This window comes from Stenotrophomonas sp. SMYL86 (assembly GCF_036320025.1).
Classification (GTDB): domain Bacteria; phylum Pseudomonadota; class Gammaproteobacteria; order Xanthomonadales; family Xanthomonadaceae; genus Stenotrophomonas; species Stenotrophomonas maltophilia_A.
This window is the reverse complement of record NZ_JAWIRU010000027.1, coordinates 32700-46225: the sequence shown is the minus strand read 5'-3', so window position 1 is coordinate 46225 and position 13526 is coordinate 32700. Positions and strand designations below refer to the sequence as shown.

Annotated in this window: 13 protein-coding genes; 2 read left to right on the top strand and 11 right to left on the bottom strand. The window is 66.9% G+C overall.

The window, feature by feature from the left end:
- Positions 1 to 151 precede the first annotated feature (151 nt).
- The 7 genes from V3B64_RS20520 to V3B64_RS20490 form a co-directional block, all read right to left on the bottom strand.
- Positions 152 to 868: a haloacid dehalogenase-like hydrolase gene (locus V3B64_RS20520; RefSeq protein WP_329914852.1), complete on the bottom strand. Its 717-nt coding sequence runs from the start codon at positions 866 to 868 to the stop codon at positions 152 to 154.
- Positions 865 to 1659, bottom strand: a complete 795-nt coding sequence (gene trpC / locus V3B64_RS20515; RefSeq protein WP_049401666.1) for an indole-3-glycerol phosphate synthase TrpC — start codon at positions 1657 to 1659, stop codon at positions 865 to 867. The genes V3B64_RS20520 and trpC overlap by 4 nt, the downstream gene beginning before the upstream one ends.
- Before the next feature lie 74 nt (positions 1660 to 1733).
- A complete protein-coding gene (gene trpD, locus V3B64_RS20510; protein WP_121504234.1) occupies positions 1734 to 2765 on the bottom strand; it encodes an anthranilate phosphoribosyltransferase in 1032 nt (343 codons plus the stop codon).
- Positions 2766 to 2781: 16 nt separating this feature from the next.
- On the bottom strand, positions 2782 to 3369 hold the full coding sequence (locus V3B64_RS20505) for an aminodeoxychorismate/anthranilate synthase component II (RefSeq protein ID WP_049401668.1): 588 nt from the start codon (positions 3367 to 3369) through the stop codon (positions 2782 to 2784).
- A 2-nt stretch (positions 3370 to 3371) separates the two neighbouring features.
- Positions 3372 to 4151 carry an SIMPL domain-containing protein gene (locus V3B64_RS20500; RefSeq protein ID WP_329914850.1) on the bottom strand — a complete coding sequence of 260 codons (780 nt, stop codon included), beginning with the start codon at positions 4149 to 4151 and terminating at the stop codon, positions 3372 to 3374.
- 67 nt (positions 4152 to 4218) lie between these two features.
- Positions 4219 to 5694 carry an anthranilate synthase component I gene (trpE, locus tag V3B64_RS20495; RefSeq protein WP_329914848.1) on the bottom strand — a complete coding sequence of 492 codons (1476 nt, stop codon included), beginning with the start codon at positions 5692 to 5694 and terminating at the stop codon, positions 4219 to 4221.
- A 178-nt stretch (positions 5695 to 5872) separates the two neighbouring features.
- On the bottom strand, positions 5873 to 8230 hold the full coding sequence (locus V3B64_RS20490) for an XVIPCD domain-containing protein (RefSeq protein WP_329914847.1): 2358 nt from the start codon (positions 8228 to 8230) through the stop codon (positions 5873 to 5875).
- Between the two features lie 105 nt (positions 8231 to 8335).
- Between V3B64_RS20490 and V3B64_RS20485 the strand changes: the two genes are divergently transcribed.
- The gene (locus V3B64_RS20485) at positions 8336 to 9199 is read left to right on the top strand and encodes an ankyrin repeat domain-containing protein (RefSeq protein WP_230080636.1); all 864 of its coding nucleotides are present in this window, start codon (positions 8336 to 8338) and stop codon (positions 9197 to 9199) included.
- A gap of 15 nt (positions 9200 to 9214) precedes the next feature.
- Here V3B64_RS20485 and yegS read toward each other — a convergent pair whose 3' ends face one another.
- The 4 genes from yegS to V3B64_RS20465 form a co-directional block, all read right to left on the bottom strand.
- Positions 9215 to 10150, bottom strand: a complete 936-nt coding sequence (yegS, locus tag V3B64_RS20480) for a lipid kinase YegS (RefSeq protein ID WP_032127162.1) — start codon at positions 10148 to 10150, stop codon at positions 9215 to 9217.
- 301 nt (positions 10151 to 10451) lie between these two features.
- Complete coding sequence (locus V3B64_RS20475) at positions 10452 to 10934, bottom strand: GNAT family N-acetyltransferase (RefSeq protein WP_329914845.1); 483 nt, start codon at positions 10932 to 10934, stop codon at positions 10452 to 10454.
- A 59-nt stretch (positions 10935 to 10993) separates the two neighbouring features.
- Entirely contained in the window at positions 10994 to 11668 is a 675-nt protein-coding gene (gene rpe / locus V3B64_RS20470) for a ribulose-phosphate 3-epimerase (protein WP_032127160.1), read from the bottom strand.
- Positions 11669 to 11698: 30 nt separating this feature from the next.
- Complete coding sequence (locus tag V3B64_RS20465; protein WP_014038745.1) at positions 11699 to 12028, bottom strand: DnaJ domain-containing protein; 330 nt, start codon at positions 12026 to 12028, stop codon at positions 11699 to 11701.
- Between the two features lie 144 nt (positions 12029 to 12172).
- Here V3B64_RS20465 and V3B64_RS20460 point away from each other — a divergent pair, with 144 nt between their 5' ends.
- Positions 12173 to 13099, top strand: coding sequence for a phosphoribosylaminoimidazolesuccinocarboxamide synthase (locus V3B64_RS20460; RefSeq protein WP_032127159.1), 927 nt, complete (start codon positions 12173 to 12175; stop codon positions 13097 to 13099).
- The last annotated feature ends 427 nt before the right edge of the window (positions 13100 to 13526 follow it).

The window sequence follows — 13526 nt, the reverse complement described above, 5'->3', positions numbered from 1 at the left end:
CCCCCGCCGCCCCCGCGCCCCCCCGCCCCCCCCCCCCCCCCCCCCCCCCCCCCCCCCCCCCCCCCCCCCCCCCCCCCCCCCCCCCCCCCCCCCCCCACTACCGGGTCGCAGCCCGGCACTCCGTCATCCCATCCCCGGCGGATTCCGCGCGTTACGCCTTGTCACCGCCGCGGTCCACGCAGCCCCAGTTGAGGATGCGGGTGCCGGCCGGCAGCACGCGGCGGAAGAAGTCCACGCGGCTCGGCTTCGGGTTCACCACCACCGGCGCCTTGGCGGCCAGCAGCAGCGGCAGGTCGGCAGTACTGTCGGAATACGCGATGTCGATGTCGCCGTAGCCGCGCTCGCGCAGCATGCGCATCTTCTCTTCGTTGTGGCAGTGGCGGGTCGGGCCGACGCCGCCCAGCCGCGGGCCGACCTCGGTGCCGATCACCGGTACGTCCTGGTGGGCGACGAAGGCCAGGATCGCGCGTGCCAGCTCTGGTGGCGCGCCCGTGGCAACCACCACGCGGTCACCCTTGGCCCGGTGCGCGGCGAACACCTCCAGCGCCTGTGGCAGCAGCTTGGCGCGCATCTGCGCCTCGTTGCGCAGCACATAGGCGTCGATCACCTTGTTGAAATCGCGCGCACGGTGCAGGCCGAAGCTGCCGATCCACACATAGACCGAAATGCCGGTACGGCGGGTCGGCAGCAGCGCCACCATCGGCCCGGCGATCGGCGTGACCAGCAGCGCCGCCAGCATGCGCAGCGGGTTGCGCTTGATCAGCGAAGCGAACAGGTGAGTACCCGAATCGCCGTCGTAGAGGGTGTGGTCGAAATCGAAGACCACCAGCGGCGCATCGTCGCGCGGCGTCGGATAGTGCGTTTTCATGCCGCGAAGAATAGCTGACGCAGGCCCTCGCCCGGCTCTTCCACGCGCATGAAGGCTTCGCCCACCAGGAACGAGTGGATGCCGGCATCGCGCATCAGCGCCACGTCCTGCGGACCGAGGATGCCGCTCTCGGTGACCAGCAGGCGATCGCGCGGCACCGCCTTCTGCATGTCCAGCGTGGTCTGCAGCGACACCTCGAAGGTGCGCAGGTTGCGGTTGTTGATGCCGATCATCGGTGCCGGTACCTGCAGCGCACGCTCCAGCTCGTCGATGTCGTGCACTTCCACCAGTACGTCCATGCCCAGCGACATCGCCAGCTCGGACAGCGTGGCCAACTGCGTGTCGTCCAGCGCGGCGACGATCAGCAGGATGCAGTCGGCGCCCAGCACACGCGCCTCGTACACCTGGTAGGCGTCGATCACGAAGTCCTTGCGCAGCACCGGCAGCGTGCAGGCCTCGCGAGCCTGCTGCAGGTAGGCGTCGGCGCCCTGGAAGAAGTCCACATCGGTCAGCACCGACAGGCAGCTGGCGCCGCCGAACTCATAGCTGACGGCGATGTCGGCCGGGCGGAAATCCGGGCGGATCACACCCTTGGACGGGCTGGCCTTCTTCACCTCGGCGATCACCGCCGGATCGCCGTTGGCCACTGCCGCCTGCAGCGCGCGCACGAAGCCACGTACCGGCGGGGCGCTGGCCACGGCGGCCTGCAGGTCCTCGAGGGGACGCTGGGCACGGCGCTGGGCCACTTCTTCGGCCTTGCGGGCCAGGATCGTCTGCAGGATGTCGCTCATCGTCTTCGATTCAGTGCGGGGGCGGTGAGGACGGCCATTATCGGCCATCAAGAGGGTCAGGCTGAACCGCGCGCTCAGGCAACCAGCGCGCGGGTGGTCTCTACATACTGCTGCAGGCGCTGGCGGGCGCTGCCGTTGGCGATGGCGGCACGGGCACGGGCCAGGCCGTCGCCGATGTCGCTGGCCACGCCGGCCACGTACAGCGCCGCGCCGGCGTTCAGGGCCACGATGTCCAGCGCCGGACCGGGCTGGTTGTCCAGCACCGCGTGCAGCATGGCAATGGACTGCTCCGGGCCATCCACGCGCAGGTTGCGGCTGGCCGACATCGCGATGCCGAAGTCTTCCGGGTGGATCTCGTACTCGCGTACCTTGCCGTCGCGCAGCTCGCCCACCAGGGTACCGGCGCCCAGCGAGATCTCGTCCATGTTGTCGCGGCCCCAGACCACCATGGCGCGCTCGGTGCCCAGCTCGCGCAGCACGCGTGCCTGGATACCCACTAAATCCGGGTGAAACACGCCCATCAGCACCGACGGTGCGCTGGCCGGGTTGGTCAGCGGGCCAAGGATGTTGAAGATGGTACGTACACCCATCTCGCGGCGGACCGGCGCGACGACCTTCATTGACGGGTGATGGATCGGCGCGAACATGAAACCGATGCCGGTCTGTTCGATGGCCGCGGCGACCTGCGCCGGCTGCAGCTCGATGGCCGCGCCCAGTGCTTCGACTGCATCGGCGCTGCCGGACTTGGACGACACGCTGCGGTTGCCATGTTTGGCCACGCGCGCACCGGCCGCAGCGGCGACGAACATCGCGCAGGTGGAGATGTTGAAGGTGTGCGAGCCATCGCCGCCGGTGCCGACGATGTCGACCAAGTGGGTGGTATCGGCCACCGGCACCGCCAGCGCGAATTCACGCATGACCGTGGCCGCAGCGGCGATCTCGTCGATGGTTTCCTTCTTCACGCGCAGGCCGGTGAGGATGGCGGCAGTCATCATCGGCGAGACATCGCCGCGCATGATCTGCCGCATCAGGTCGACCATTTCGTCGAAGAAGATTTCGCGGTGCTCGATGGTGCGTTGCAGGGCTTCCTGGGGGGAGAAGCTCATGGGAATGCTCCTGGGATCAGGCGGCCGGACGCTGCAGGAAATTGCGCAGCAGGGCATGGCCGTGTTCGGTGAGGATGGATTCGGGGTGGAACTGAACGCCCTCCACCGGGAACTGGCGGTGGCGCAGGCCCATGATCTCTTCGATCGAGCCGTCGTCGTTCTCGGTCCAGGCGGTCACTTCCAGCACCTCGGGCAGGCTGTTCTTGTCCACCACCAGCGAGTGGTAGCGGGTGGCCTGGTAACGGTCCGGCAGGCCGGCGAACACGCCCTTGCCTTGATGGCGGATGGGCGAGGTCTTGCCATGCATGATGTTGCCGGCGCGGATGACCGTACCGCCGTAGACCTGGCCGATGCCCTGGTGGCCCAGGCACACGCCAAGGATCGGCGTGGTCGGGCCCAGGCGCTGGATCAGCTCCAGCGACACGCCCGCTTCGTTGGGCGTGCACGGGCCGGGCGAGATGACGATGCGTTCGGGCTTCTGCGCGGCGATCTCGTCCACGCTCATCGCATCGTTGCGCACCACCTTCACCTCGGCGCCCAGCGTCTGCAGGTACTGCACGAGGTTGTAGGTGAAGCTGTCGTAGTTGTCGATCATCCACAACATGGTCAGGTTCCGTCGCTTATCAGGAAAATGGCGTATACGTTTTCGGTGTAGGTGATGGGGCCGGCTTCAATGGACTCCGGTGCACCGGGCGCAGGTGCCGAGGCCGGTGCATAGCTGCCGGTCACCGAGATCCTGTCCAGATACTCACCATCCTCGCCCGGCTGCGGCCATTGCCCGGCCTGGATGCCGTAGGCGAAGTCCGGCGCCACGTCGGAGATGCTGTACAGGCCGCGCACTTTCGTTCCATAGGCCTTGGCCAGCCCCTGCGCGGACTCGCGGGTCTTGGCCGCGGCCTCGCCCTTGAGTTCACGTCGCAGCGCCACTTCACCCGAGTAGGTCGGGGCCACGCTGCTGACCTGCACGTTCTCGTTGGCCTTCAGCGCGCCCAGCACGTCCTGCATCGCCTTCACGCTGGCGAAGCTGGCACGCAGCTGGCGCGACACGCGGGTGCCGATGAAGACCTGCCGGTTCTGCTCATAGCGCGTCGCCGGGCCGATCCGCAGGTTGTCCGCACGCACGCTGCCCTCCACCGCCTTGTTCTGCTTGAACAGCGCCAGCGCGCGGGCAACGTTGTCCTGCACGCGGCGCCGCGCCGCATCTGCGTCCATGTCGGTCTCTTCGATGTTCAACTGCAGGCCGAACCGGTCAGGCATCACCTCGCGGCGCGCCTCGCCCTTCACCAGCAGATGCGGCTGCGAGGGAATGGTGTTGGCCTGCGCCCACGCAGACGGGGCCATCGTGGCCAGCAGTGACGACCACAGCAATGCGCTCAGCAGCTTCATGCGGTACTCCTTGTCTTGAATGGGAACAGCGGAGGGTGCCGCGGCGCAGGCCACGGCACGGGGAACTTCACAGGCCCTTGGCGGCCTGGGCGACGGCGCGGAACAGCGCGCGGCCCTTGTTCATCGTCTCGTCCCATTCCTTGTCCGGGTCCGAGTCGTAGACGATGCCGGCGCCGGCCTGCACATACAGGCGGCCGTCCTTGATCACGGCGGTGCGGATCGCGATCGCGGTATCGGCATCGCCGTGCCAGCCGATGTAGCCGATGCTGCCGGCGTAGACATTGCGCTTGATCGGTTCCAGCTCGCGGATCACTTCCAGCGCGCGGATCTTCGGCGCACCGCTGACCGTGCCGGCCGGGAAGGTGGCACGCAGCACGTCGGCATAGCTCAGGCCCGGCTGCAGCTGCCCGGTCACTTCGCTGACGATGTGCATGACGTGGCTGTAGCGCTCGATCACGAACTGCTCGCCCACTTCCACGGTGCCGGCCTTGGACACGCGACCGGCATCGTTACGGCCGAGGTCGATCAGCATCAGGTGCTCGGCGCGCTCCTTCGGATCGGCCAGCAGCTCGGCTTCCAGCGCCAGGTCCTGTTCGAAAGTGGCACCGCGCGGCCGGGTGCCAGCGATCGGGCGCACCGTCACTTCGCCATCCTGCAAACGCACCAGGATTTCCGGCGAGGAACCGACCACCTGCAGGTCGCCGACATCGAGGAAATACATGTAGGGCGACGGGTTCAGTGCACGCAGCGCACGGTACACATCCACCGGGCGCGCCTTGAACGGCACGCTCAGGCGCTGGCTCAGCACCACCTGGAAGATGTCGCCGGCACGGATGTATTCCTTGCTGCGCTGGACCGCATCGACGAAGCCTTCGCGGGTGAAACCGGAGACGAAATCGGACTCGTCCAGCACATCGCTGTTGAGCGGTGCGGGATAACCAGCACCCGGCGCGCGCAGCTTGGCGGTCAGTGCATCCAGGCGCGCCTGGGCCTGCTCGAAGGCACCCTCGACACGCGGGTCGGCATGCACGATCAGGTACAGCCGGCCCTTGAGGTTGTCGAACACCGCCAGCTCGTTGGAGTCCAGCAGCAGGATGTCCGGCGTGCCCAGCTCGTCGCGGCCGGCCGGCGGAGCCAGGCGCGGTTCGATGTAGCCGATGCACTCGAAACCGAACCAGCCGACCAGGCCGCCGGTGAAGCCCGGCAGGCCTTCCAGCTTCGGCACCGAGTGGGCGCTGCGCAGCGCCTCGACTTCAGCGAACGGGTCGGCCACCTCGCGGGTGTCCACCACCTGGCCGTCCTCGCGCACGGTCAGCGTGTGGCCGTGGAAGGCGTACACGCGGCGCGCCGGCAGGCCGATGATCGAGTAACGACCAAAGCGCTCGCCGCCTTCGACGGATTCAAACAGGTAGGTATTGGGGCCGTCGGCGAGCTTCAGATAGACCGAAAGCGGCGTGTCCAGGTCGGACAGCACTTCACGGACGACGGGAATATGGGTGTGGCCTTCAGCGGCCTGCAGCTGAAACTGAGCGTGCGAGTTCAAGACGACTTTCCTTCCGGGACACAGCGTTATGGGGGCGGACGACGGCAACGGGCCACCATCGCCACCAACGGCGTGCGGAAGAAAGGGTATGCGGGGTCGTCAGGCTGGACACCCCTTGACTGTATCGCAGCCGGGGCGGGAGGGGAACCCCGTCGCGGCGTCGCGGTTCATTCGGCCATTAGCCCATCCGCCGGGCGTTCTCCTGGGCCTCCAGCCCCTGTTGCTGGGCCAGTCCGGCTGCCGTCGCCTGTTCGCGACCGGTGTTCAGGGCGTCAACCTGCGCCGTGCTCACGGCCAGCGGCTGGGCCATGCCGGCCGCCACGTCCACATGCGCATGTCGGCGGTGGGCCGCCTGCAGATCCGGGGTGTCGATCGCGAATGCCCGCGTGCGGTCGTCACTGAGCAGCACATGGGAGATGGCCTGCAACCCTTCGCGCTTGGCCTGCGCAGCCAACGCCCCGGCCAGCTGATCGCTCTGCAGGTTCGGGATGCGGCCATGTGCCACATCGAGGCCGTGCACGCCGGTCTGCGCGCCCTTGAACAGATGGAAATCGATGTGCCCCGGATCGTTCAGCGCGGGTATCTTCGCGCCCCCCTCCTGCAGCTGCGCATGCGGCCGTCCAAGCAGCTTGCGCGCGGCCGCCTCCTGGCTCGCGATTGCCGCGTCGAGACTGGGGTTCATCGTCTCGCTCATGCCATGCCGGTCCACCGACTCCCCCATGGTCGCACTGCCGCGCCCGATCACCCACGACGTCTTGGCCAGGTTGACCAGGTTCTGCGGCAGTGCCGGCGTGGGCAGGTGCGTGGCAATGCCCTTGTTGGCCATCGCGCCCAGCCCGACGGTGCCGGCCAGCACGGCCGGCGCCTGCGAGGTCAGCCCGGTGATCTGATGGCTGCTCCAGTTCATGCCCATGTGGAAAGTCGCACCGTACACGGCATAGCCGTTACGCAGCCCATTGGCCATGCCATGCACGCCCTGCTGCAGCTGGCCGCCCAGATGATGGCCGCCGGCGCGGATGCGGCCGGCATCCGCCGCCGCTTCACGGGTGGCTTCACGGGCCTTGGTCTCGTGTTGATTGCGCGCCGCGTCACCGTGCTCACGCATCTGTCTGGCCATGTCGTCGGCACCGAGCGCACCCAGCACGCTGGCCCCGATGTTCCAGCCGTAACTGCCCTTGGCCTGCACGCGGTGGCTGACCGATTCGACCAGACCCTGCAGCTCGCGACCCTTGGCAATGACCGTCGCACCGCCTTCGATGCCCACCCGCATGCTCTTGCCACCGTAGTCGACCACGGTGCCGATCGCATTTCCCTGCAGGGTCGACGCACGCTCGACGGCCACGCCGGACAAGCTCATGCCCCGGCCCGCCAGCGCGCCGACCTGCTCGACATGTTCACCGGCAACCCGTCCGGCACGCATGCCGCGCGCACCTGCGATCAGCACCTCGGCCAGCGGGCCACCGTATTCGGCAAGCTGGCTTGGCGCTTCTCGATGGCGGCGATCCACCACCTTTCCGTTCACTTCGGTCTTGGCGTCCAGCAACAGTTCCATCCTGCCCGCGGCCACCGGAACATTGCGCAATGCCTCTGCCCCGGATTTCGACGCCAGCTGGTCAACCAGCTGGGCCGTGGCCGTCTGCGCACCCGCCGGCATCATCTCCTGCAGCTTGCGGGTAACCATCTGCTGCACGCCGGGCTGACGCAGCAGCTGGCTGGTCTCGCTGGCCAACAGGCCAAAGCCCTGCCGGTGATGCTCGTTGAGCCGCTTCAATCCGTTCTGCACATCGTTGAGCACTTCACCCGACGTCTGGTAGGTGTGCACCGTGTCGCGCGTGTTGAACACCGGCAATCCCTGGGATTTCGCGTAGCGATCGGCGGTGGCCGGATGCAGCCCCGCCGAATTGAAGGTGGTCGCACGTACACCGGTAACCGCCGAAGCGGCAGAGGCCATGCCGCCGCCAAGCGAATGACCGGCGAGTTCAAACTGGGTACCAGAGGTCTTCAAGCGACTCGCCAGTGCCATGGCCCGATCGTAGTAGTCGCTCTGCATGCCTACGCCCTGGCGTCCATTGTTGAGGAAATCCTCGCCTCCGGACTCACGCCGCCCGCCTTTCGCCCGGGGATCGATGATTTCGCCCGTTGAGCCCTTGAACACCAGCACAGGCTTGGCGTCATCACCGAACACCCTTTTGTCCGGAATGTAGATCTCTGCGCGAAAACCCGAGTCGTTCGGCCGCATCAGCTTCTTCAGGTCGGCCGCTCCCAGGCTGATGCCCGCCGCTTTGAGCGTGTCCGGGTCGGTCACGGCACTGGCGCGCGTCCACCCGACCGGCGGCTCACCTTTGCCCTTTGCCGAGGCATACACATCATCAGCAAGCGAACCCAGCTCGCGGGCGTGATAGGTCTCGCGCAAGCGCGCCGCCTCGGCGGCATGTCCACCTCCCTGCAGTTGCTCGACCAGGTGCTGCTGCGCCTGAACGCTCTTGGCGCGGGCCTGCAACAGGCGTTCCTGCTGCTCGGGATCGTGACCGCTCATGGCAGACTCCATTGCTCATCAGTGAAGACACGGTCATCCAGGACCTGCTGGAATGACCACAGCCAACGCTATCATCCCCCGAACGCGTCCATGTCAAGGGATCACATGCACCGTCACCCTCACAGTTCCTTTACGCCATTTTCCTGCCTGGCGCTGATGCTGCTGATGCTGCTGAGCGCCTGCGCGCGCACGTCTTCACATGGCGCGGAGCGCTATTTCGAGGGCAAGGCACTTGAACTGGCCATCGCCGCCGAACAGGGTGATGCAGCGACGATCACGCGCCTGATCAAGACCGAAGGCGTGAACCCCGACAAGGAGTTCTCGAAGCAGGATGGCATTCCGCTCATCGCGTGGCCGTTGCGCGCACAGAACCTGGAAGGCCTGCGCGCGATGCTCGACAACGGCGCCGACCCGAATGCACGGCGTATTGAAACGCTGGACGGCGAGACGTTCCGCCACAACAACGCCATGGTCTATGCCGCGAAGATGGACGATCCGCGCTACCTGGCCCTGCTGCTGGATCATGGCGGCGACCCGGACACGCGCACCTCCAATACCGAAACGCTGCTGTTCCAGGCTTTCATTTCCGGCAACCTGTGGAAGAACATCCAGCTGCTGGTGGAGCGAGGCGCGCACGTCAACGAATCCAACATCGGCCAGGCCGATACCGTTCTCAGCTGGTACACCGGCCGTGGCGGCTTCGAGCAGGCTTACTGGCTGCTTGAGCATGGTGCGGACCCCACGATTGCATCGCCGTCATCGGCGCAACCAGGCGCGCCCGATCGGATGGCCATGGTCGAAGCCATCTACTGGGAAATCACCACACCGGACCTGCTGCCCTGGCAGAAGAAGTGCCAGCAGTGGCTGATCGATCACGGCATTGCCCGGCCGCCGCTGCCGCAGTACATCCGCGAGAAGCGTGAAGCATTCGGGTTCCCGGCGAAGGAGCAGGACATCCCCCCGTTGTAGGACTTCCGGTCCGGCTCAGCGCGGCTCGGACAACAGGGCACAGCCCACGGGCAGGTGCATCCGCACCCTGCCCGGCACGCACGCGATGCGGAACTGGCGCGCCTGTACCGGTTCGCCGTCCAGGTTGAGCGTCAACGGACGCTCGGATTCCACCTGCAGCCACGGCAGGCGCGCGCGCGTTGCCAGCTGTTCCAGTGCGGCCTGGGTGCCCGACTTCAGCATCTGGCCGAGCGTGGCGGTGACTTCACCTTCCAGCTCCGGAAGCACCGTCACGTCCAGCTGCCCATCATCGATCAGCGCCTGCGGGCACAATTGCTGGCCACCACCGGCCTGGCGGCCATTGCCGATGCCGAGCGCGATGAAGTCGCCTTCCCACGCGAAATCCGGGCCCGACAGGCGCGCATGGATCGGCTCGATCCGCCCCAGCTTGGCAATGCCGGTGATCACGTAGGCCAGCCCGCCCAGCATCTTCTTCAGGCCGGCATCGGTCTCCACTGTCACCTGCGTGCCGAAGCCACCGCTGGCGAGGTTGGCGCACCACCATTGCGTGCCATCGGCGTCCACGCGCAGCAGATCGATGGCATGCGGCGTGGCCTGCCCGATCAAGGCCAAGGCCGCCTTCGGCTCGGTCGGGATGCCGGCCGCAGTCGCGAAGTCGTTGGCGGTCCCCATCGGGATCAGCGCCAGCGAGGGCAACGCATCTGCCGGCTCCTCACGATGCGCCAGTGTCTCGGCCACCGCGCTGAGCGTGCCGTCGCCACCGGCGGCCACGATCACGTCCACGCCATGATCGATCGCCTCGGCCACGTAGCGTTCGGCGTCACCGTCTTCCCAGGTCACCCGCACTTCCAGCTGCACGCCCTGCCCACGCCAATGACCGACCGCGTCGCGCAGCTCGTCATTGCCTGCGGATTTTCCGTTGAGGATCAGGCGCCAGCGCGGGGTGGTCATGCGGTGCTTCCAGGACGGGGGTGGCACAGGCTAGCAATGCGCCGTTTGTCCGCAGTGAATGTCACGCAGGTGTCATTCAGCTGCTGGAGAATGGAAGGCCATAGCAGGGACGACGGATGGAGGCAGGATCAGCCTCCCACGCATGCAGCGAGGCCACGCCAGTGATTGGCGTGGCTTTTTTTTGGTGCGTAGGGAGTGCGAACCAAGGTTCGCACCCACCGGGTTGCGGTTCGCACACACCGGGTTGCGGTTCGCACCCACCCGGTGGGTAGATCCACGCCATGCGTGGATGCACTTCGCCTCAACCGTTGGCGAAATCGTGCAATGCCTGGCCCTGCAGCCGGTACACGGTCCACTCGTCCTGCGGCGTGGCGCCAGCGGCGGTGTAGAACTCGATGGCCGGGGTATTCCAGTCCAGCACCGACCATTCGAAACGACCGCAACCCTCGGCCACGGCCTGGCGTGCGATGTACTTCAGCAGCGCCTTGCCGGCGCCTGCGCCGCGCTTTTCCTGGCTGACATACAGGTCTTCCAGGTAGATGCCCTTGCAGCCCAACCAGGTGGAGTAGTTGTAGAAATACACGGCGTAACCAATGGGCTCGCCGTCGGCTTCGCAGATCAGCGCGCGCGCCGTGGCATCGGCACCGAACAAGCTCTCGGCGATGCCGATCTCATCGGTCTGCACCGAATGCTCGGCCTTCTCGTAGATGGCCAGTTCGCGGATGAAATGCAGGATCAGGCCGGCATCGGCCACAGTGGCCGGACGGATGTTCAACAGAGCCATGGGCGGAAAAGGGAGACGGAGGGAATCAGGCGAGCTTAATCCCCTCCGTCCCTTTTTTGTCAGCGTGCCGCAGCGACATTCGCGCGCATCTGCGCGATCACGTCCTGGTAGCTGGTCTTGGCGTTGAAGATGGCCGAACCGGCAACGAAGGTGTCGGCACCGGCAGCGGCGATCTCGCCGATGTTGTCGGCCTTCACGCCGCCGTCGATCTCCAGGCGGATGTCCTTGCCGCTGGCATCGATCATCTTGCGCACCACGCGCAGCTTGTCCAGCGCCGAGGGAATGAAGGCCTGGCCGCCAAAGCCCGGGTTGACCGACATCAGCAGCACCAGATCCAGGTCGTCCAGCACCCAGTCGAGGATGTCCACCGGGGTGGCCGGATTGAGCACGATGCCCGGCTTGCAGCCCAGCGAGCGGATCAGCTGGATGGTGCGGTGCACGTGGCGGCTCGCTTCCGGGTGGAAGCTGATGTAGGTGGCACCGGCTTCGGCGAAGTCCGGGATGATGCGGTCCACCGGCTCGACCATCAGGTGCACGTCGATCGGCGCGGTCACGCCATGCTTGCGCAGCGCCTGGCAGACCATCGGGCCGATGGTCAGGTTCGGCACGTAGTGGTTGTCCATCACGTCGAAGTGGACCCAGTCCGCGCCGGCGGCGAGGACGTTGTCGACTTCCTCGCCGAGGCGGGCGAAGTTGGCGGACAGGATGGAGGGGGCGATGAGGCAGTTGGACATGGCCGGGCCTTGCAACGGTAGGAAAGAGGGTCAGCGCTTGCGCAGGGTCTTGATGCGGTCGTAGGCGGCATTGATCCGCCGCGACTTCTGCTCGGCCTGCTGCTGCAGCTCGGGGGCGGCGCCGCCAAGCTTGTCGGGGTGGTACTGCGAGATCAGCCTGCGGTAGGCGCGCTCGACCTCGGCATCGGTGGCCTCGGAGGTCAGCCCCAGCTCCCGGTACGGGTTCTCCTTGTTCAGGCGGAACCAGTCCGAATCGAAGGCATGGCCGATCAACAGGCCGACCACCGCGCCAAACAGCGGATTGGGCCGGAACAGCAGGGCGCCGGCGATGAATCCGAGCAGTTTTCCGTACCAGCGCATGGCGCTCCGGGGTCGGCCGACGAAATGGACGCTCATTTTACGTCACAGCGGGCCCGGACGGCTTTACACTAGGCCGCCCGCTGGTCAGCGGGCCCGCCGGGTCCGTTGGGCAGCAGCCGTATCGACAACGCCCCAGGAGTGCCCGTGCCAACCACGCTGTTGCAATCCGATCTCCCCGGCCTGCCCTTGCGCCATCGCGGCAAGGTGCGTGATGTGTTCGATATCCCGCGCGAGCGGCTGCCAGCAGGGACCCCGCCGGGCGACTACCTGCTGATGGTGGCCACCGATCGCCTGTCGGCGTTCGACGTGGTCCTGCCCGACCCGATCCCGGGCAAGGGCGAGATGCTCTGCCAGGTCTCCAACTTCTGGTTCGCCAAGACCGCGCACCTGATGCCCAACCACCTGACCGGCATCGACGTGGCCAGCGTGCTGCCCGAAGGCGTGGACCCGGCCCTGTACGCCAAGCGCGCGGTGGTCACCCGCAAGCTGAAGCCGGTGCCGGTGGAAGCGATCGCCCGCGGCTACCTGATCGGCAGCGGCTGGAAGGACTACCAGCGCACCGGCAAGGTCAGCGGCATCGACCTGCCCGACGGCCTGCGCCAGGCCGAGCAGCTGCCCGAGCCGATCTTCACCCCCTCGACCAAGGCCGCCGTGGGCGACCATGACGAGAACATCGATTTCGATGCGATGGTGAAGCAGGTCGGTGCCGAGATGGCCGAGCGCGTGCGCGATGCCACCCTGCGCATCTACAAGTTCGCCGCCGAGTACGCCCGCGAGCGCGGCATCATCCTGGCCGATACCAAGTTCGAGTTCGGTACCGACGCCGATGGTCGCCTGTACATCATGGACGAGATGCTGACGCCGGATTCCTCGCGTTACTGGCCGGCCGACGAGTACGAAGTGGGCACCAGCCCGCCGAGCTACGACAAGCAGTTCGTGCGCGATTACCTGGAGACGCTGGACTGGGGCAAGACCGCCCCGGGCCCGACCATCCCGGCCGAGATCATCGAGCGCACCCGCGCCAAGTACGCCGAGGCGCTGCAGCGCCTGGCCGGGATCAGCGTCGACTGATGCCCTGCGCCCCCCGCCGGTCTGGCTGGGGGCGTTCTGAATGCGGTACTGCCGGCCGCTGGCCGGCAACCTCGCGAACCTGCAGCCAGGCATGGCCTGGCTCTACTGCCGGTTGCCTGGGGGTAGTGCCGGCCGCTGGCCGGCAACCTCGCGAACCTGCAGCCAGGCATGGCCTGGCTCTACTGACGGTTGCCTGGGGTAGTGCCGGCCGCTGGCCGGCAACCTCGCGAACCTGCAGCCAGGCATGGCCTGGCTCTACTGACAGTTGCCTGAGGGTAGTGCCGGCCGCTGGCCGGCAACCTCGCGAACCTGCAGCCAGGCATGGCCTGGCTCTACTGCCGGTTGCCTGGGGTGGTGCCGGCCGCTGGCCGGCAACCTCGCGAACTCGGCTATGCTCTGGATTGCCGGCCAGCGGCCGGCACTACCG